15 protein-coding genes are annotated in these 19,739 nt (G+C 41.2%); 3 read left to right on the top strand and 12 right to left on the bottom strand.

Annotated elements, in window-relative coordinates; all coding sequences use genetic code 11:
* Positions 1-24: 24 nt before the first annotated feature.
* The 3 genes from EP737_RS01135 to EP737_RS01125 form a co-directional block, all read right to left on the bottom strand.
* Complete coding sequence (locus EP737_RS01135) at positions 25-2,277, bottom strand: EAL domain-containing protein (protein ID WP_246040139.1); 2,253 nt, start codon at positions 2,275-2,277, stop codon at positions 25-27.
* A 214-nt stretch (positions 2,278-2,491) separates the two neighbouring features.
* On the bottom strand, positions 2,492-2,689 hold the full coding sequence (locus EP737_RS01130; RefSeq protein WP_129726088.1) for a Spo0E family sporulation regulatory protein-aspartic acid phosphatase: 198 nt from the start codon (positions 2,687-2,689) through the stop codon (positions 2,492-2,494).
* Between the two features lie 502 nt (positions 2,690-3,191).
* Positions 3,192-4,379, bottom strand: a complete 1,188-nt coding sequence (locus tag EP737_RS01125) for an aminotransferase-like domain-containing protein (protein ID WP_129726087.1) — start codon at positions 4,377-4,379, stop codon at positions 3,192-3,194.
* A 256-nt stretch (positions 4,380-4,635) separates the two neighbouring features.
* On the opposite strand from EP737_RS01125, the gene EP737_RS01120 reads away from it, so the two are divergent.
* Complete coding sequence (locus EP737_RS01120) at positions 4,636-5,208, top strand: helix-turn-helix domain-containing protein (protein WP_129726086.1); 573 nt, start codon at positions 4,636-4,638, stop codon at positions 5,206-5,208.
* Between the two features lie 445 nt (positions 5,209-5,653).
* Here EP737_RS01120 and EP737_RS01115 read toward each other — a convergent pair whose 3' ends face one another.
* A complete protein-coding gene (locus EP737_RS01115; protein ID WP_205650848.1) occupies positions 5,654-6,076 on the bottom strand; it encodes an ion channel in 423 nt (140 codons plus the stop codon).
* 498 nt (positions 6,077-6,574) lie between these two features.
* Positions 6,575-7,777 carry an MFS transporter gene (locus tag EP737_RS01110; RefSeq protein WP_129726084.1) on the bottom strand — a complete coding sequence of 401 codons (1,203 nt, stop codon included), beginning with the start codon at positions 7,775-7,777 and terminating at the stop codon, positions 6,575-6,577.
* Positions 7,778-8,045: 268 nt separating this feature from the next.
* On the opposite strand from EP737_RS01110, the gene EP737_RS01105 reads away from it, so the two are divergent.
* Positions 8,046-8,396, top strand: a complete 351-nt coding sequence (locus EP737_RS01105; protein WP_129726083.1) for a winged helix-turn-helix transcriptional regulator — start codon at positions 8,046-8,048, stop codon at positions 8,394-8,396.
* A 203-nt stretch (positions 8,397-8,599) separates the two neighbouring features.
* On the opposite strand, the gene EP737_RS01100 is transcribed toward EP737_RS01105, so the two are convergent.
* The 4 genes from EP737_RS01100 to rbsK form a co-directional block, all read right to left on the bottom strand.
* The gene (locus tag EP737_RS01100; protein ID WP_129726082.1) at positions 8,600-10,438 is read right to left on the bottom strand and encodes an ABC transporter ATP-binding protein; all 1,839 of its coding nucleotides are present in this window, start codon (positions 10,436-10,438) and stop codon (positions 8,600-8,602) included.
* On the bottom strand, positions 10,422-12,158 hold the full coding sequence (locus EP737_RS01095) for an ABC transporter ATP-binding protein (RefSeq protein ID WP_129726081.1): 1,737 nt from the start codon (positions 12,156-12,158) through the stop codon (positions 10,422-10,424). The genes EP737_RS01100 and EP737_RS01095 overlap by 17 nt, the downstream gene beginning before the upstream one ends.
* A gap of 218 nt (positions 12,159-12,376) precedes the next feature.
* Entirely contained in the window at positions 12,377-13,372 is a 996-nt protein-coding gene (locus tag EP737_RS01090; protein ID WP_129726080.1) for a zinc-dependent alcohol dehydrogenase family protein, read from the bottom strand.
* A gap of 73 nt (positions 13,373-13,445) precedes the next feature.
* The gene (rbsK, locus tag EP737_RS01085) at positions 13,446-14,372 is read right to left on the bottom strand and encodes a ribokinase (RefSeq protein ID WP_129726079.1); all 927 of its coding nucleotides are present in this window, start codon (positions 14,370-14,372) and stop codon (positions 13,446-13,448) included.
* A gap of 283 nt (positions 14,373-14,655) precedes the next feature.
* On the opposite strand from rbsK, the gene EP737_RS01080 reads away from it, so the two are divergent.
* Positions 14,656-14,928, top strand: coding sequence for a hypothetical protein (locus EP737_RS01080; protein ID WP_129726078.1), 273 nt, complete (start codon positions 14,656-14,658; stop codon positions 14,926-14,928).
* 227 nt (positions 14,929-15,155) lie between these two features.
* On the opposite strand, the gene EP737_RS01075 is transcribed toward EP737_RS01080, so the two are convergent.
* The 3 genes from EP737_RS01075 to glcD all read right to left on the bottom strand — a co-directional run bounded on the left by EP737_RS01075 (position 15,156) and on the right by glcD (position 19,684).
* A complete protein-coding gene (locus EP737_RS01075; protein WP_129726077.1) occupies positions 15,156-16,832 on the bottom strand; it encodes an L-lactate permease in 1,677 nt (558 codons plus the stop codon).
* A 108-nt stretch (positions 16,833-16,940) separates the two neighbouring features.
* Positions 16,941-18,275 (bottom strand): (Fe-S)-binding protein, encoded by a 1,335-nt coding sequence (locus tag EP737_RS01070; RefSeq protein WP_129726076.1) that lies wholly within the window; start codon positions 18,273-18,275, stop codon positions 16,941-16,943.
* Complete coding sequence (gene glcD, locus EP737_RS01065) at positions 18,272-19,684, bottom strand: glycolate oxidase subunit GlcD (RefSeq protein WP_129726075.1); 1,413 nt, start codon at positions 19,682-19,684, stop codon at positions 18,272-18,274. Before glcD ends, EP737_RS01070 begins: the two co-directional genes overlap by 4 nt.
* Positions 19,685-19,739: the final 55 nt, after the last annotated feature.

The following is a 19,739-nucleotide window of genomic DNA, read 5'->3' as shown; positions in this document are numbered from 1 at the left end:
TCCAAATCGTAAAAGAACCACATATTAATACTTACAGTGTAAATGAATTAACCCCTCTATTTCCTCTGCAGGCAAAGGCTTGTAGAAGAAATAACCTTGTCCTAAACGACAATTGTTTTGTACTAAAAAAGAGACTTGCTCCTCATTTTCTATCCCTTCAGCAATTACCTCAAAACCTAAGCTATTTCCTAAGGCAATTATTGTTTTTACAATAATTTCACCACTAGAATGATGGTTAATTTCATCAACAAAGGACTTATCAATTTTTAATTTATCGATAGGGAAATGTCTTAAGTAACTTAATGAAGAATAACCTGTACCAAAATCGTCGATGGAAAGACGAACACCAAGTTCTTTTAAAGCCCCCATAATGCTCGTGGCTTCCTTTACATATTGCATAGCGCCTTCAGTAATTTCTAGTTCTAGGCAGCATGGTTCAAACTTTGTATCTTGCAACACTTGCTGTACAGTTGCTACAAAATGTTTATCCCGAAACTGCACAGCTGAAACATTAATGGACACATCCACTGGAGGTAAGCCATTTTCCTGCCACTGTTTCCTTTGTTTACAGGCTGTTTCAAGAACCCATCTACCAATAGAACCAATCAATCCTATCTCTTCTGCTAAGGGAATAAATTCCGCTGGAGAAATGAATCCATATTCGGGATGCTTCCAGCGAATTAAAGCTTCTAAACCGATAATTGTATTTGTTTTCAAGTCAACTTGAGGTTGATAATGCAGTGTAAATTCATTATTTTGCAGCGCATTCCTAATGCCTTTTTCTAACTCAAATTTCCAGTTGTTCATCACATGTAAAGATGATGTATAAAATTGATAATTATTTCTGCCACTCTCTTTAGCAAGATACATCGCAGCATCTGCATTTTTGATTAAAGCTTCTACATCATCCCCATCTGTTGGGTACACGCTAATTCCAATGCTAGGTGAAATAAATAGCTCGCGGCCGTAAATCATAAAAGGAGCAGCTACCGTATCAATGATTTGATCTGCCAATCCGTATATTTCTTGAATATCTTGTTGCTTCAGCACAATAATATACTCATCACCACCGTAACGAGAAACCATATCATCTTCACGCAAGCATTCCCTCAACCTAACAGATACCTGCTGCAATAAGATATCACCAAAGCTGTGCCCAAACGTGTCATTGATTAGTTTAAATCGGTCTAAATCTAAAAACATCACAGTTAAGATATGTTTGCTGCCTTGGCTGCACACCAACGCTTCTCTAAGATACTCACCTAGAAAATTGCGATTGGGTAAGCCAGTTAAGGCATCATAGTATGCTAAGTAATGTATTTTCTCCTCTGATTTTTTACGTTCTGTAATATCCCTTATAATGGACTGTACTGCCTTTTCTCCTTGATACGTGGTTTGAAATGACAAAACTTCAACAAAGATGCGCGTGCCATCAGGGCGAACGATCGTTCTTTCTTCTATCCCAATTTCCCCTTCTTCTTCGACTTTTCTCATACGACCTTTGGTATGCTCAAATTCATCTGAGATAATAAATTCAAAAATATTGCTGCTAATTACTTCATCAAGATGATGTGCTCCTGCTAACTTTATCCCTGCCTGATTCACATAAAAAATTTCTCCATCAATATGAATCAATATTGCCTCAGGAGAAAATTCTACAAGTTTCCGATAACGTTCCTCACTTTCAATTAACTGTCTTTCAGTTTGTTTCCGTTCCGTAATATCACGAGCAAGGACTACGACTTGTTCAACCTCTCCATCTCCTCCAATAACCGGTACACCTTTTCCATCAACCAAAACCACATGACCCTCTTTATGCTTCAAATGAATTTCAGCCTGTTCTGATTTTTTGGCGTTTAGGACCGTATGTAATTTTTCTTGGGCTTTAGAAATATCGTCCTTCGCAATAAATTCAAAACTTGACTCTCCTTCGCATTCGTGAGGCAAATAGCCAATAATTTGCTCACACGAGGGCGTAACATAAGTTACTTTCCCCATTGTATCTAGTACAACTATTAAATCGAATACGTTTTCGACAATCAATCGATATTTCACTTCATTTTCTGTAGTATCTTTTATTACTTTCCGAATTAATTTGTAATATAACAAACCGCTTACACATATAAAAAGCCAACCTTTTATAGTATCTAGCCATACTATATGTAGATAATCTTTAAATAACCAATCAGATAACACGACCCATGAACTGCTGATGACGAGGTAAATCAAAACCATACGTAATGCAATTTTCTGTGCAACTTCCCAATCGTGCCACATTCTAATCAATCAACCCTCTTTATTTATCCAAAATTAAATTCTTTCACACCAATAGCGAGAAACATAAGCTGGTTGTTCTTTTGTACATACCCACTACATTCGTAAACGAATCAAAAAGTATTGCTAATTCTAAAGATCGGTTAAAAAGCTTAGAGAAGTTTATAAAGCTAGCCCGTAAGCTATATACTCTGCGTAATGACACTTATTTTTATATTCATTGATGTAAACAGTATTTCTCTTTCTTTTCCTTTGTATGTAATAGCATCTGGTACACGTCTATGAGTGCATCTAGCTCTTGACTAACTCGTACAGTCTCTACTGCTGTAAATCCATATTTCAAAGCAGTTTCTATCATATAAACGCGTTTTTCTTCTATTTTTTCTAGCAGCACAGAGGAATTATACTTCAACATTAACACCCTTTAAAATGGAATATTTTTTACAACACAAGGAAAAATATACATACAAATCGCTATAAATGTAAATATTTTTTTAATTTAAATTGAATAATTTCATTTATTTTTTTATGATATATAACCAAATTGATGTGTGTTTGAGAAGGATACTAAAGAACACAGCAGCCGATTGCACAATAAAGAATCGTTCAACGGCATCCAAACCGGAAACTCATAGAACGCTTCTCTACAGAAGCCGGGACTTAGACGATAGAGGTGCTAAAATCAAACGAGTGCTAAATTTGTTTCTTTATACACAGGAAGATAATTTTGCGAAAAAGAGCAAACCGGAGGAGCTAGACACTACAAGAAGTGATGTGTTCTTACTTTTTAGGCTTTACTTAGGCTGGATTTTCACCAACTAGCAGACCACAGCTTAGCTGGGTGCACAAAATGTCAAAAAGACAGCGAGCTTATTCAATAGCCCGCTGTCTTTTATTCATTATGAAAAAACGGATGTTCAAACCGTTACAGGATTTAATAAAACTGAGATTAATCGATCCATTCCTAGCTCAATATTTTCAGGCGTAGAATGACTGAAGTTTAACCGGAATGTATTGAGCTCTGGTTTGTCAACATAGAAAGGCGCACCAGGAACAAAAGCAACACCATTTTCGACTGCTTTATTTAATAATAGCGTTGTATTTAAATCCTTTGCCCCTTCTACCCAAATAAACATCCCGCCTTTTGGCTCTTTCCAAGTGAACAATCCGGGCTCTAGCTTATGTAAATAATCTCTCATAATGCTCATTCGTTTATAATACTCTTTTCTCAACACTTGAATATGCTGATTCAAATCAAAATCGCGCATTAAATAATAAAGTGCTTGTTGATCGATAGAACTGGAATGCAAATCCGCCATCTGCTTTGCTTGCGTCATCATCTGAAGAACCTCAGCAGGCCCCGTAACCCATCCTGTTCTTAAAGCTGGAACAACAGACTTAGAAAATGTGCTTGTATACAGTACATGGCTGTGAGATTGGTCAAAAGACGCTACTGGCGGATATTCTTCTCCTTCATGAAACTGAATATCCCCATATGGATCATCTTCCAAAACAAGTACATTGTACTTATAGCAAAGATTTAGCAGGATTTGACGGCGTTCCACGCTCCAAACCTTTCCGTTCGGGTTAGAGAATGTCGGAATAATATAAACAAACTTCGGCTGTAATGTTTTCAGCTTTTCTTCTAATTCTTCAGGATCCATTCCATACTCATCCCCGCTTACAGCTACAACAGACGCTCCATATGAGCGAAATACCTGTAAAGCTGACAAATAAGTAGGATCTTCAGTTAATACCACATCTCCTGACGAAAGCATAACCCTTGAAAATAGATCAATTGTTTGTTGCGATCCGGTCGTCAAAAGAATACGGTCTGGAGTCGAACGGATGCCTTTCTGTTCCATTTTGGTTTGGATTGCTTCTCGCAGCGGCTTATATCCTTCTGTTAAACCATATTGTAATGATGACTTTCCAGACGCAAATACCTTGTCATATGCTGATTGCACTGCCTCTAAAGGAAAATGTTCCTCTGAAGGAAGTCCTCCTGCAAACGAAATAACATTTCCCTGTTGGATTACGCTTAATATATCTCTTACAGCTGACGATTTAAAATTTTTTGTTCGTTCCGCAAATGAATAATTCATCTGAACATCCTTCTCTCTTAAGTTTGTAATATAAAGCATGAAGCAGCTACTTCCACTTAAAAATAAAAGCATGGAATATTAATCTATACATCGTAACGAGGATTTCAATAAAAAACAAGCAGAACAAGGGAAAATATAAACCCATCTACCCCTCATGTTTGTATGTTATAATATTCTTAATATATTGTATAGCATACAAATTCTTAATTATCAAACTTTTTCACCATAAGATTTATCGGAAACAAGGAGAGTTATGATGGAGAAAAATATTTTATCAGTTGAAATTGGTCAACGTTTACGGTACTACAGGCAGCAACGTCAATTATCCTTAGATGCTCTTTCCGAACTCACTAGTGTGAGTAAACCAATGCTAGGACAAATTGAACGAGGTACTTCTAATCCGACTGTAGCGGTTCTATGGAAAATCGCAGCAGGATTACAAATCCCATTCGCTTCATTTTTTGTCAGAAATCCCTCTATCAAACTTCTTCGCGTAGAGGAGCAAGCAACACTTCAGGAACATAATGGGCTTTTTGAAGCCTATAATACATTTGCTGTTCCCGGTCTGCCGGTTGAAATCTACCGCATACGGTTATTGCCGGGATGCAGACACATCTCTGAACCCGCTGAAATAGGGGCGATAAAATCTTTAACAGTTTATTCCGGATGCTTGACTATTGAAATTGGCAGTGAAACACATACGTTACAGAAAGGGGATGCTACTTCATTCTCCACAGATGTCAGCCAGGTTTATCAAAATCTAAGCAATGAAATCTGTGAATACAGCATGACAATTTTTTATTCGAATCCTACTATGCATGGTTTCTAAAATCAAACAAATTGTATAACAAAACAATGTCCTTCTCCCATTCCATTTGGCCATCGCTCATTTTTGCAGCTTCGTAAAGTCTGCTTTTCTACAAAAAGCAATCGGAGGGACAGCATCACTGGACATATGGTTTCGTAAAATGAGACGTTTTTTAGTTGGTTTTCCGATACAAGTATTAAGTAGAAAAACAGCCCTCTCCATAAAAGGCGGGTCTTGGAAGCTAGACATCGTCCCGAAAAGTTATACCTTCTTACAGTGTTATAAAGAAGCCGCTCACTGGGCTGCTTCTTTTGCCTTTATACAAAGCCCATTAAAACATTGGTGTTGATACTGTATAAAAACAAAAAGAATCCATTGAGTCCTAAAATATCCCTCTTCCGTTCATACAACTGTTTGCGTAAGAGCGTTTCCTTGGATGAACTATGAGAAGTCAGCGTGCATTGCATTAATTCTTTAGATCTTTAAGGAGCTTTGACGTCAAAATAGCCATCAATATTGTATTACTTATCATACCCATTAACATTTCTGATGCTGCTAGAGCATTAGAAATTAAACCGATCGAAGTAATATCTCCAAAGCCTGTCGTAGTAAAAGTCGTAATGCTGTAATAAAGGAAGTCGTCTCCAGAAAGACGTTTTCCTGTAAATGCAAAAGCTTTGTCCCCCCTTAGTTGATAAATTTGGAGATATAAATTGGCATAGGTGGTTAAAATCAAGCTCAACAGCAAGCCCGATCCAATGCAGATATTCGTTAAGCGTGCTGTAGTGTTAGGAATTAAAATAACAAATTCAATTAACAGGTATATACAAAGGATTAAAAGCAATATCAGAATGACCAACAAAACGTAAATCACTACGCGTCCTTTCATGTTAAAGATTGAACTAACTATCAAAAGCAGAATTACTAGAACATTAAGAGAGAAATATTTATACAATTTACCTTTATCAAACTCCCCCCTGTGAAAAAGATTCTTCTTCATATTGGTCTCCAATCTTTTTATAACTTTTTGCCGAAAGAGAGCTTAGGAGCATATAACAGGTTGTCTCTGATAATATTAAAGTTCTTCAATAGGTCAAAGTTATGCATACATTGTAAATTTCTAACACATAAAATCCGCCAATTGGCAAGCCCCCGCCCTTAGGCGAAGACAAAGGCGTAGCTGCCCTGATACTGTATTCCTAAAAGGTCTCGCTACGCCGCATTGGCATCCAGCTAGAAATTTATGCTTTCTTAAAATAAAAAAACGCACTCCATAACCAAAAGGAAGTGCGTTTTTTGATAAACTGAGGCAGCTCAACGATACTTAGTGGACTGCAATACAATGAATATCAGAAAAGCTTGTGGTTTTGTTCTTTTCTTAGCTTATTTATATTCTTCCTCTCTTTTCCAAAATAAAGCTCCAAAGCGTAAGAAGAACAGCTCCCATTACCATTACACCGCCAATCCAAGGGGTATGAATAATTCCAATTGAATCGACGATTAGTCCCCCAATAAAGGCTCCAATTGCAATTCCCACATTAAATGCAGCAATATTCAAGGCTGATGCAACATTCACTGCTGAAGGCACATATTTTTCAGCTAATTGAACGACATAAATTTGTAATCCCGGCACGTTCATAAATGACAGTAAACCTAAAAAGAAGATTGTAACAATTCCTAGCACTTTAAATGGTGCTGTAAATGTTAAAACAACAAGTACCACGGCTTGAATAAAAAACATCCATAATAAAGCTTTTAAAGGCGCTTTATTAGCCAACTTCCCCCCCATCGTATTCCCTAATGCGACGGCAATGCCATATACGAGCAGGATGATACTTACTGCACTTGGTTCAAAACCGGTAATAGTCTCTAACATTGGTGCAAGATAAGTGAATGCTACAAACGTGCCCCCATACCCTAATGCTGTAATAGCAAATGCCAGAAGCAATGGACCGTTTGTTAAGACTTTAAAGTTATCGCTAAATTTAGATGGCGGTGCCTGCTTAAGAGTTGCAGGAATTAGTATAGCACTTGCGATAATAGCAATGATGCCTAGAAACGCAACACCCCAAAACGTTGCTCTCCATCCAAATGTTTGACCAACAAATGTACCTAGCGGAACACCCGTTACTGTTGCGACTGTTAATCCCGTAAACATAAATGCGATCGCGCTGGCTCGCTTGTTTTCAGGAACTACATCTGCTGCAATTGTTGATCCAATCGAGAAAAATACCCCATGAGAGAATGCAGTGATAAATCTTGCCACTAACAATAACGCAAAATTCGCCGATAATGCAGCAACTGAATTACCAACAATAAAGATAAGCATTAGCATCATTAATAATGATTTCCTGCTCATTTTATTGGTCGCAGCGGTAAGAATTGGCGCTCCAACAGCAACACCCATTGCATAACCGGAAATTAATAAGCCTGCTAAAGTGATTGAAATATTTAAATCGTTAGCTAATGAAGAAAGTAAGCCCACAGGAACGAATTCAGTTGTACCAATTCCAAATGCGCTAATGGCAAGCGCCATTAACGCCGGCGTTCCCCCTTTTCTTTCTTGAATATTTGTAGCAATAGAACTCATAGAAACATCCTCCTTATACTCTTAGGCTTTATAATGTATGGACAGCATGACTGGCGCGCCTTGCAAATCTTTTCTTAGCTGTTCCTATGGACGTTATTATGAAATATATAAGCCCCCATGAGAAGTACGTACTTTAAAGTACCGTAGGCACTTTAAAGTTCCTATCATCATTTTCAAGCTTTTGCGATCTGCTCGTGTATGTTATGATTGTGTTCGTGATACAACTTGAAACGTACAAGAAGCGGACGTATGAAAGGGAGGGACGGAAATGGCTTATAACATTCCCGTAGAGGCTACACTGGATGTCATCGGTGGAAAGTGGAAGGTCGTCATCATGTGTCATTTGATTAAAGGCGAAAAAAGAACAAGTGAACTCAAAAAGCTTATGCCTGTTATCACGCAAAAAATGCTAACTCAGCAGTTGCGGGAGCTGGAGGCAGACGGTGTTGTGAACCGAACGATATATGACCAGGTACCGCCGAAGGTCGTATACTCCTTAACTGAGTATGGTTGGAGCCTTCGTCCGATCCTAGATGCCATGTGCTGTTGGGGAGAAAAACATATTGCGTTAACAAGCGAGGAGATTGCCAATTGCTCAATCGATTCTCCCTCTGCCTAAATCACAAATATTCTATAATTGAACTATCCCCCACCTACTCGCTAACGCTTCTTTCCCGCAAGGGGACTTCCGTTGATCGAAGGTGGGGGATTTTCGTATCTTCTTCCGAGCTTCTAGGTTAACAAACTAAGCTTAGTCAATTAGTAAAGCCCGACCAGCTTGAGTCGGGCTTTATATAGTGAATATCACATTACCTATGAGTTTTATACATTTGCTTTCCTTTCATTCTGAAATTGCCTCGAGAACATTTGATAATATGTTCCCCTCTTCTTCATCAGCTCGTTATGGCTGCCTATCTCCACAATTTCACCTTTATCAATAACTATAATCATGTCAGCATGGCGAATAGTGTTCAGTCTATGTGCAATGATGAAGCTTGTTCTGCCCTTCATTACATGCAACAGTGCGTCCTGAATCTGCAGTTCCGTTCGCGTATCAATGCTGCTCGTCGCTTCATCTAGAATAAGAAGTGATGGCTTCGCAAGAATCACACGGGCAATCGCGAGAAGCTGACGTTGGCCTTGGCTCAGGTTCCCTCCGTTTTCAGTAAGTACCGTGTCATAACCGTGCGGGAGCTTCTTAATAAAGCTATCCGCATTGGCTAAAGCTGCTGCGGATGCTACTTCTTCATCCGTTGCAGCTGGCTTTCCATATTTAATATTATCCCGAATCGTCCCGGAAAATAAATACGTATCCTGCAGTACAATACCAAAGCATTGGCGTAAACTGTCTCTCGTATAATCGCGTATATCCCTGCCGTCAATCAGAACACGGCCATCCGTCACATCGTAAAAGCGTGTCAACAAGTTCACAATTGTCGTTTTGCCTGCACCGGTCGGGCCGACAAACGCAATGCTGCTGCCCGGCTGCGCTTCAAAGCTGAGCTGTTTGACAATCTGTACATCTGATCGGTAGCCGAAGCTAACATTTTCAAACACAACGTGACCCTTGGTCTGGTCTAGCGAGAGGGATTGTGGAGAATCATCTGTTTCCTCATGCTCATCTAGCACCTCAAAAACACGCTCCGCCCCAGCCATTCCGGATTGCAGCAGATTAAAAATATTTGCCAAGTCATTTAGCGGGCGAACGAATTGTCGTGAATAGCTGATAAAGCTTGCGATGACACCGACCGTAATCATGCTTTTCACTGCCAACACGCCACCGACAATTGCAATAACAGCAAAGCCAAGATTATTAATGACGTTCATAATCGGCATTAAAAATCCAGACCAAATCTGCGCCTTCGTCCCAACCTGCCGTAGTCGTTCATTTACAGCTTCAAATTCCTTAATAGCCTTTTCCTCATGATTAAAGGCTTTTACCACCTCAAGACCAGAAATGGTTTCTTCCACATGGCCGTTTAACTTACCAAGCTCCATTTGCTGCTTTTTAAATAATACACTTGTTTTTTTCGCAATCGTCCGTGTCAGTAAAAGCACGAGCGGTATCGTTATCAGACTAGCAACTGTCAAAATCGGGCTTAGTATCAGCATCATGACAAACGCACCACTAATTACAATCGCACCTGACATGAGCTGAGTCGTTGATTGCGAAATCGTACTGCTGACATTATCAATATCATTCGTCAAACGGCTCATGAGATCGCCATGCGTCCTTGCGTCGAAAAAGGAAATAGGGAGCCTTTGCAGCTTTTCAAATAAACTCCTGCGCAGCTGCTTCACAATACGCTGCGAGACGCCAGCCATGAGCCAGCCCTGCAGAAATGTTAGGACGCCGTCTACAGCATAGGACGCAAAAAGCACTAGCACAGTAATCTCCAATAGCCGGAAATTTACCGTACCCATGCTCATCGCATCAATCGATTTTCCGAGTAAAAATGGCACCGACAGCATAACCGCCGAATCAACAAGAATAAATAGGAAAATAACAAGCAGCAGCCTGCGCTCACGGCCAAAATATGACCAAAGCCGCTTTATTGCTTTGGAAAAGCTTTTCGGCTTTACAACTGGTCTTCTTCCATGATGACCCGGACGACCCATCATAACAGGTGGAAGCTTTCCTTGCTCATCTCGCTGTGCCATACTGCTCTTCCTCCTTTCCCGTCTGCGAACGGAAGATTTCCTGATATACAACGGACGATGCCAGCAACTCATCATGTGTGCCAATGCCAGCTATCCTGCCTTCATCTAGGACAATGATTTTATCAGCATCCATAACAGAGGAAATACGCTGCGTAATGATCAAGCATGTTAAGTCATTCGCATATTTCCTAAGAGATTCCCTCATATACATCTCTGTTGCCGCATCAAGTGCGCTTGTACTGTCATCTAAAATTAAAATATCCGGCTCTTTTACGAGAGCACGGGCAATCGAAAGGCGCTGCTTTTGTCCACCGGAAAAATTAACACCGCCCTGGCCAATCCATGTTTCATAGCCTTCAGGTGAAGCTGTAATAAAGTCATGCGCCTGTGCCGCCTTTGCAGCACGCTCTATCTCCTCCATCGTTGCATTCTCTTTGCCCCAGCGAATGTTTTCGAGCACTGTTCCGGTAAATAGCATCGTTTTTTGCGGCACAATCGCAATGGTCTCCCGTAACTTCTGTGGGTTTAATTCCCGTACATCTACACCGCTGACCCTCACAGCACCGGCATCCGCATCATAAAAACGGGGAATCATTCCGACAAGACTGCTTTTGCCCGACCCTGTCGAACCGATAATCCCAACCATTTCGCCAGGCATGCATGTAAACGTAATATCATGCAGCACCGTTGCAGTTCCTTCATAAGCAAAAAATACATGCTCAAAATCAATCCTTCCCCTTGCAGAAGGAGAAAGCGTCCCCTCACTCCACTTCATGGCATCATCCTGTGTAAATACTTCGCTAATACGCGAGATAGATGCCTTTGCTCGTACAAACATATTGAACACAAGAGAAATCAGCATAAGCGAGAAAGCAATCTGCGTCATATAGTTCGTAAAGGCGAGGACTTCTCCTGCTTGTGTTTCGCCTCTGCTTACCTGCATACCGCCAAACCAGAGTACAGCAACAATACCGACATTCACAACCAGCATGACGCCCGGACTAAATCCGGCCATAAGCCGTCCCGCAGAAACAGAGGCTGCCTGCAGCTCTTCATTAACCTCTTCAAATTTATTCACTTCATAATCAAAACGATGAAACGCTTTCACAACGCGCACACCGGACAAATATTCACGCATGGCTCGATTTACACGGTCAAGCGCATGCTGCACCCTCGTAAAAAAGGAAAAACCCAGCTTTAAGTTCAGTGCAATTAACAAAGCAACTATTGGCACAACAACAACAAGGACAATCGCTAGGGAGGGATTGAGCCGCGTTGCCATAATGAGGCCGCCGATGCATAACAATGGCGCCTTTACAAAAATACGCATCAGTCCATTTACAAATACTTGCACCTGTGTCACATCATTGGTCAGCCTCGTAACAAGCGAGGCTCGATCAAAGCGGTTAACATTTGTAAATGACAAGCCTTGAATACGCCGAAACAAATCCGAGCGCAGCTCCGTTCCGAAGTTTTGGGAGACGCTGCTTGAAATCACATTGCGTGTCGAAGCTGACAATGCCCCAAACAGCGTAATTAACAGCATGAGCCCTCCTTGCCTAAGCACATATCCCAAATCCCGATTTGCTACACCTACATCAATAATTCTCGCCATAATCGTTGGCTGCATCAAATCACAAAGCGCCTCAAATGTTAAAAAGACGAGGGCAAGGCTAAACATTTTCCCATACTTTTTTTTATATTTCTTAAAAAACTCCATAGCTTCCCTCCATCCATAACAACCTGTACCTCTCCTTCAACGATACGCTTAACCTAGTAAAATGTCATCTGATTTGATTTATTTTCCCCCTAAAATTTCTAACTACGTCGAATCACTTCTAGCTAAAAATTTATATTTACAGTAGAAAAAGGGGCCGCCGAAGCAACCCCAAATTTCACCCGAAAAATCTCCATTAACCTAGCGAAAGATATGTACAATCACCAAGCATTTTGTAATACTATTTTTCCTATCGCCTGCTGAGACTCCAAAAACTGATGAGCTTTGCCAACATCGTCAAATGTAAATCGATTAGGGTCAATAAGCGGACGAAGAGCTCCTTCTTCTACGATCTGAGCGAGTTTTTTTAAAATCTCTCCGTGATGTTTGCGATGCTCTTCGTTTATGATCCTTAACAACATAAAGATAACATGTAAAGAAAGTCCTTTTGCGTGTAAAGGAGACAAATCATGAGTTGAACGCGCAGCAACAGCAAGTACCGTTCCGTTCATTGCGGCAGCCTCAAATGAGCGATCCAGATTTTCACCGCCCACCGTATCAAACACAACTTCAAATCCTTTTCCATTTGTATATGTTCGAACGTAATCTTGAACAGATTCTTCGCGGTAATTGATCCCCACATCAGCTCCTAAACGCTTAGCGATTTCCAGCTTTTCCTGCGAGGAAGCTGTTGTAAAAACGTTGGCGCCTACCCATTTAGCAAGCTGGATGGCTACATGTCCTACACCGCCAGTAGCCGCGTGAATGAGAACATTTTGTCCAGTCTTGATTTGTCCTCGATCAAATAATGCTTCCCAGGCTGTGATTGCAACAAGCGGCAAAGCAGCAGCCTCTTCCATCGTTATATTTTTTGGTTTATGAGCAATCAGCCTGGCATCTGCAAGCATATATTCTGCAAGGGCGCCCCCCGTTCCTTTAAAGCCTCCTGCACAACCAAACACTTCATCGCCGGGTTTAAATCCAGTAACCCCCTCGCCCACCTCTTCAACAATTCCTGCCACATCTCCGTGCAATATAGCCGGGAAAGCTGGAGCAATTCCTGAAACAGCGCCGCTGCGAATTTTCAGATCAATTGGATTTACGCTCGTTGCCTTGACCTGGATTAATACATAGCCAGGTACTATCTCCGGCTTTGCAATTTCTTCTAGCTGAAATACGGATGGTGTCCCAAAGGAACGAATTATTTGCGCTTTCATTCAGTCAATCCCTCTTTCTTGAAATACTGTATTTTTTCTTTCGTAAACATCAAAACAAATACAGATGAATCTGTTAACTGTTTTGTTCTTCCTTAAACCTTATCACTTCCGCTTCCGTTGGCATCCCCGCCTGCGCTCCAAATTTCGTAACGGCAAGGGCGGAAGCAAGCGAGGCAAACTCAATCGCTTCATCCAAACTTCTTCCATCTGCAATTGCACACGCTAGTCCGGCATTATAACAATCTCCAGCCCCCGTCGTATCCACGGTTGGTACCTTGTACCCTCGCTTTAGCTGCATCGTCCCCTCCTCCGTTAAATACGCAGAGCCTTCTGCACCTAACGTTGTGATCACATGGGCAGCACCCGTTTCTCGCATACATTGCATAGCCTTTTCCAGTGATTGGTCATCGGTGTCCATACGGGTATAGCGAGAAAGCTCTGTTCGGTTGGGTGTCAAATAATCAATGTACTCAAACAATTCCCTTGGCAACGGCTGCGCAGGTGCTGGATTGAGCACAACCGTTTTACCAAGCGACTTGGCTTTCCGGGCAACGTAAAGAACCGTCTCAACGGGAATTTCCAACTGCAGCAGTACAACATCCGCCTGTCTTAGCTTATCTTCATGACGGTCAATATCAGCTGGCTCCACCCTGTAATTCGCCCCTGGTACAACGACTATGCTATTATCGCCTTCAGAGACATAAATGGAAGCAATGCCGGTCGACATACCAGCGACCTGTTTCACACCTGACACATCCACCCCGTTCTCCTGCAGACTGTTAAGCAATTGTCCGCCAAATAGATCGTCGCCGACTGCTCCGATTATTGCTGTCTCCGCTCCCAAACGTGCTCCGGCAGTTGCCTGATTGGCCCCCTTACCACCGGGAATAAAACTCACCTTATCGCCCATTAGCGTTTCACCCACTAGTGGATAACGCTCCGTTTCAACTACAATATCCATATTTAAACTACCAACCACAACCAGCTTCGGCTTACTCATCTAGCTTTCCTCCCTATGAATCTCTCCCAGCTCTACTTCCTTATCTGGCACATCCACATTGTACCAACTAGATTCCATATCGGATATAGATTCTTGCATATTCAGCAAATCGTGAAAATAACGCGATTGAGAAAAGAATTTATACACAGAATCATGTAAATCATGTGGCTAGACAACATCTCTAAAACTTTTATTAATTTGGCAATTTATTCTACATGAAATCTGTTTATTTTTCCTCTTTTAAGTAGTAAAATACGCTTATAAAAATAAAGGAGCGAGAAAGATGAAGTTTCCCAAAAATGTAATACTGGACTCTGTTGCCGAACGCAGAAACCATGAAAGTTATGGTCTAGAATTTGTTCAAGAACTTGGAAATGATGATGCAGGATATTCTGAAATGTTGGTCATCATTTTCAAATATCAAGATAAATATTATAGTGTTGACATCCAACATATAAATGGAGCAAATAATTATGATAATTGGGGCGATGAAGTTGATTGCCCGGAAGTAATTCGAAAAGAGGCTATTCAGTATTATTGGGAAGAAGTAAAATAGTAAAGTCGACGTTTTCTTACCGAATTTCTTTGTACTTATTTATAAAACATATATGAAAGGGTACCGTTGAGGAAACGGTACCTTTTCATATATTCACACTTACCATCATTCTGATGAGCTGCCAAGGCAACTCATCAGTTAGAACGTGGCATCTATCGCCAACCCAACTAAACGATATATCCTGGATGAACAGGGGCAAAATATTTTCTCCTCTATGTAAATAAAGTTTACGGAATCATCCACGACAATACATTAGATTGCAAGAATGTCAGAATACAAACAATTAGTATAAGAAACAGACTATGTTTAATTGTAAAACGGAATAAGTCAGATTCTTTACCAGCTAATCCTACAGCCGCACAAGCAACAGCGATTGATTGAGGTGAAATCATTTTCCCTGTTACACCACCTGAAGAGTTCGCTGCAAGGGCAAGAAGCGGATCCATGCCCACTGACATCGCTGTGATTTTTTGCAGATTTCCAAATAATAAGTTTGCTGATGTATCAGAACCTGTAATGAATACACCTAACCAACCTAATACAGGAGAGAAGAACGGGAATAATGCACCAGTCTTCGCTAACAGCATTCCTAGTGTTGTACTCATCCCTGAGGAGTTTGTTACATAGGCAAAACCTACCACTGCCATGATTGTTAAGATTGGTAATTTTAGCTCGCTGCATGTTTCCCCAAACGCTGCTGCCCACTCCTTCCAAGAGATTTTCACGATAAACTTTGTTACAACCGCTGCTAAAAGAATAGCAGTACCTGCAGCTCCCAATACTTCTAGCTTGTAAACAGCGGCGATTGGATCGCCCGTTCCATTTAAAATTAGATTATGTAAACCAGGAACGGTAGGCATGAATGTTAAACTGCTTCCAATTGCGTTAACCGCTTTCAAAATACTGGTTGTTCCTTCGTAATGACCTGTTAAAGCTGCTTTCACCTGCGGAATGCCCCATAGGGAAATAAATGCTGTTAAGATTAAAAATGGAGACCAAGCTTTAAATACTTCACCTGCTGTATGTGTTGTGTGAACATGGGCCGTTGTAGCAGCAACTTCAGCTTCCGCTTTAAAACGAAAAATCGTCTTTGGTTTCCAGAATTTCAAGAAAATTGCTAAAGCAAATAAGGATACTAACGCAGATAGAATATCTGGAAGTTCAGCCCCTAAAAAATTGGAGCTTAAATATTGTACGAGTGCAAATGATACACCTGAAACCAAAATAGCGGGCATTACTTCCATTGCTTTCTTAAATCCAGTCATAATAACGACTAGATATAACGGAATAAATACAGAGATGAATGGCAATTGACGGCCAACCATTTTTGAAATTTCCATTGCTGGAATGCCTGTCGGGCCTTCCATCGCTGTAATTGGGATACCGATTGCGCCAAAGGCTACGGGAGCTGTATTAGCTAATAAGCATAGACCTGCTGCGTATAAAGGGTTAAACCCAAGACCTACTAGCAATGCTGCTGAAATCGCAACCGGTGCACCGAAGCCCGCTGCCCCTTCAAGAAACGCGCCAAATGAAAAAGCTACTAAAAGGGCTTGTAAGCGGCGGTCTTCTGTAATAGATAATACAGAGTTACGAATGATATCAAATTGTCCTGTTTTTACTGTTAGTTTATAAAGAAATACAGAAGTGATAATAATCCAGCCGATTGGCAAAAGTCCATAAACAGCACCCTGGCTTGCTGACATAATAGCGATGCCCGCCGGCATCTTATATGCAAAGATTGCAACAGCCAACACAACAAGCAATGTTGTAACTCCAGCTACATATCCCTTCATACGTTTAATTGCCAATGCCCAGAAGAAGTATAAAATAGGAATTAGAGCTACTAGGGAAGATAGTACTAAGCTATCCCCAATAGGTGTAAAATTTTGTTGCCATGTCATACACAACACCCCTTTTTTACGTTTAAACTACTAAACAATGCATACTAATCCTCGAGCGAAAAGAAACCGCTTTCAATATAATTTGAATAAATGAAGCAGCAGCATGGATTATATCCTTTGGGCATACTCCGCAGCTTCTAAGAGCAAATCTACAATATGTACCGCACGCAGCTTATCCGATAAACCTTCACGCTCAATACCGAGCTTCATTTGCAATAAACAGCCTGGATTCGCAGTAACAATCGTAGTAGCATGACTCGCTTTTACATTCTCCATCTTGTGGTCTAGAATTTGCATCGACATTTCTGATTCTACAATGTTATAAATACCTGCTGAGCCGCAGCAACGATCTGAATCTTTCGTTTCACGGAATTCTGCCCCTTCAATTGCTTTCAGAAGAGAACGCGGATCACCGGATACCCCCATTACGTTGCGTAAATGACAAGAATCTTGATATGTGAGTACTTGTGCTGGCAAGCGCAGCAGAGATTGATAGAATTTAAGCTCCACAAGCACCGTCGAAATATCTTTCAACTTATCCACAAACGCTTTTGCACGGCCTTTCCATTCAGGATCATCTTTTAGCAGGTGATCGTAGTCAATTAAAAAGGCTCCGCAACCGCCCGCATTTGTAATGATGTAGTCTATATGTAATTCCTCAAACGCTTTAATATTTCGTTTGGCTAATTCCTTCGCACCATCCTTTTCGCCACTATGACCGTGCAAAGCCCCGCAGCATGCTTGGTTTGGAGGAATAACAACTTCACAGCCCGCCATTTGCAATAGCTTCATTGTCGCATTGTTTGTCTCTAGGAACATCGTATCCATTAAACAGCCTGAGAAAAAAGCAACTCGTTTTTTCAATACCCCCTTCGCCTCCAAATGAGTAGGACGATTGGTCAGTTCCTTCATCGTCGGCACCTTTGGAAGTACTTTTTCCATCGTAGCCAAGTTACCAGGAAGAAGCTGTAATAACCCCGTCTTCCGGACAATAGCTTGCAAGCCTGATCGTTGATATACGCCAAGAAGGCCTGTTACAGTACGCATACGGTTTTGATAAGGAAAAAGCTCTTGAAACACTGCTTTGCGTACTGCACGTACAGGCAATGAATGCTTTTTACTTTGATTGATAATATCGCGTGCTTCTTCTAATAAATGTCCATATTTTACGCCCGATGGACAAACAGGCTCACAAGCACGGCAGCCAAGGCAAAGTTCCAACGTACGTTCTACATCTTCACTCGGTTCAATGATGCCATCTACGACTGCCTTCATAAGAGCGATACGACCGCGGGGGGAGTGAGACTCTTTGAAGCCTGACTCGATATACGTCGGGCAAGACGGCAAGCAGAATCCGCAGCGCATACAATTAAGAAGTTCGTCTTCGTCCATCCGTTCCTTAAATTGTTGCTGAATGATGTCACGCTCTTTCAAAGTTGTCATCTGGTTACTACCACCCTTTTCCGAGATTCCTTAGCAAATACTTTACCAGGATTCATAATGTTATTCGGATCAAACGCAGCTTTTATCGATCTCATTGCTGCGATTCCCTGTTCGCCGAGCTTTAGCTCAAGATAAGGGGCCTTCATCACGCCAACGCCATGTTCACCTGTAATCGTACCGCCAAGCTCAACGGCTTTTTCAAATATTTCAGCAAATGCTTTTTCTACACGTTCAATTTCATCATGGTTACGTGAATCTGTTGGACATGTTGGATGAAGATTTCCATCACCAGCATGACCGAATGTGCAAATATTCACATCGTATTTTGCGGCAATCTCGTTTATCGAGCGTACCATCTTCGCAATTTCAGAACGGGGAACGGTTGCATCTTCCAAAATTGTTGTCGGCTTCAAGCGTGCAAGCGCTGACAAAGCCGCGCGGCGTGCTGTGCGAAGAGCCATTGCATGTTCTTCAGACTGTGCAACTTCAACAGATACAGCCTGTTCCAACATGCAAAGCTCTGCAATCCGTTGCATATCACGCTCGACCACCTGCTCAGGACCATCTTGTTCAATTAAAAGAACAGCCTGTACATTTGTCGGAAGCCCGATTTGGGCAAAATCCTCTACAACCTGAAGCGTTGGTTGATCTAAAAATTCAAGCGTTGTCGGAATAATCTTATTCGCAATAATGTTTGAAACGGAACGAGCTGCTGCATCAATATCCTGATATAATGCGAGCATGGTTTTCTTTGTTTCAGGCATAGGGATCAATTTTAGTGTTGCTTCTGTGATGATTCCCAAAGTCCCTTCAGAGCCAACGAATAACCGGGTTAAATCATAACCGGCTACATCTTTTGCTAACTTACCGCCTGTACGGATGATGTCACCGTTAGCTAGGACAATTTCAAGCGCAATCACATAATCGCGGGTAACACCATATTTTAAGCCACGCAGACCGCCAGAATTTTCGTTAATATTCCCACCAATCGTTGAAATTTTCATGGAGCTTGGATCTGGCGGATAGAACAAGCCTTTTGCTTCGACCTCGTTAATCATGTCAAGTGTAATCACACCTGGCTGAACCGTAACCGTCAAATTTTCCTCGTCAATTTCCAAAATGCGATTCATATGTCGAAACAGCAAAACAAGTCCACCTTCAGTCGGGCAAGTACCGGCACAAAGATTTGTACCAGAACCACGTGGGATGATTGGGATGTTATGCTCATTGCAAACTTTTACAATGTCAGAAACTTGTTTTACATTATCAGGAGAAATCACCCCATCGGGAAGCGACTGAAATTGAGGGGTAGCATCGTAGGAATATACAAGCCGACCAGCCTCTGAATCATCATAGTTTTCCCTGCCAACAATTTCGATTAATTTTGTTTTCACATGAGCTGTAATCATGTATGTTCACACCTTTACTCATAGGGTATATAAAGAGAGACAAACTTGGACATGT

The sequence above is a fragment of the Ectobacillus funiculus genome (assembly GCF_004138295.1).
Lineage (GTDB): Bacteria > Bacillota > Bacilli > Bacillales > Bacillaceae_G > Ectobacillus > Ectobacillus funiculus.
Note: the sequence above shows the minus strand (reverse complement) of the source record. Positions and strands in the feature narration are given on the sequence as shown.

What these genes read in the sequence shown, in the direction of transcription:
- EP737_RS01135 (WP_246040139.1), bottom strand. Translation starts at nt 2,277, where the DNA reads ATGTGGCACGATTGGGAAGTTGCACAGAAAATTGCATTACGTATGGTT.
- EP737_RS01130 (WP_129726088.1), bottom strand. Translation starts at nt 2,689, where the DNA reads ATGTTGAAGTATAATTCCTCTGTGCTGCTAGAAAAAATAGAAGAAAAA.
- EP737_RS01125 (WP_129726087.1), bottom strand. Translation starts at nt 4,379, where the DNA reads ATGAATTATTCATTTGCGGAACGAACAAAAAATTTTAAATCGTCAGCT.
- EP737_RS01120 (WP_129726086.1), top strand. Translation starts at nt 4,636, where the DNA reads ATGGAGAAAAATATTTTATCAGTTGAAATTGGTCAACGTTTACGGTAC.
- EP737_RS01115 (WP_205650848.1), bottom strand. Translation starts at nt 6,076, where the DNA reads ATGAAAGGACGCGTAGTGATTTACGTTTTGTTGGTCATTCTGATATTG.
- EP737_RS01110 (WP_129726084.1), bottom strand. Translation starts at nt 7,777, where the DNA reads ATGAGTTCTATTGCTACAAATATTCAAGAAAGAAAAGGGGGAACGCCG.
- EP737_RS01105 (WP_129726083.1), top strand. Translation starts at nt 8,046, where the DNA reads ATGGCTTATAACATTCCCGTAGAGGCTACACTGGATGTCATCGGTGGA.
- EP737_RS01100 (WP_129726082.1), bottom strand. Translation starts at nt 10,438, where the DNA reads ATGGCACAGCGAGATGAGCAAGGAAAGCTTCCACCTGTTATGATGGGT.
- EP737_RS01095 (WP_129726081.1), bottom strand. Translation starts at nt 12,158, where the DNA reads ATGGAGTTTTTTAAGAAATATAAAAAAAAGTATGGGAAAATGTTTAGC.
- EP737_RS01090 (WP_129726080.1), bottom strand. Translation starts at nt 13,372, where the DNA reads ATGAAAGCGCAAATAATTCGTTCCTTTGGGACACCATCCGTATTTCAG.
- rbsK (WP_129726079.1), bottom strand. Translation starts at nt 14,372, where the DNA reads ATGAGTAAGCCGAAGCTGGTTGTGGTTGGTAGTTTAAATATGGATATT.
- EP737_RS01080 (WP_129726078.1), top strand. Translation starts at nt 14,656, where the DNA reads ATGAAGTTTCCCAAAAATGTAATACTGGACTCTGTTGCCGAACGCAGA.
- EP737_RS01075 (WP_129726077.1), bottom strand. Translation starts at nt 16,832, where the DNA reads ATGACATGGCAACAAAATTTTACACCTATTGGGGATAGCTTAGTACTA.
- EP737_RS01070 (WP_129726076.1), bottom strand. Translation starts at nt 18,275, where the DNA reads ATGACAACTTTGAAAGAGCGTGACATCATTCAGCAACAATTTAAGGAA.
- glcD (WP_129726075.1), bottom strand. Translation starts at nt 19,684, where the DNA reads ATGATTACAGCTCATGTGAAAACAAAATTAATCGAAATTGTTGGCAGG.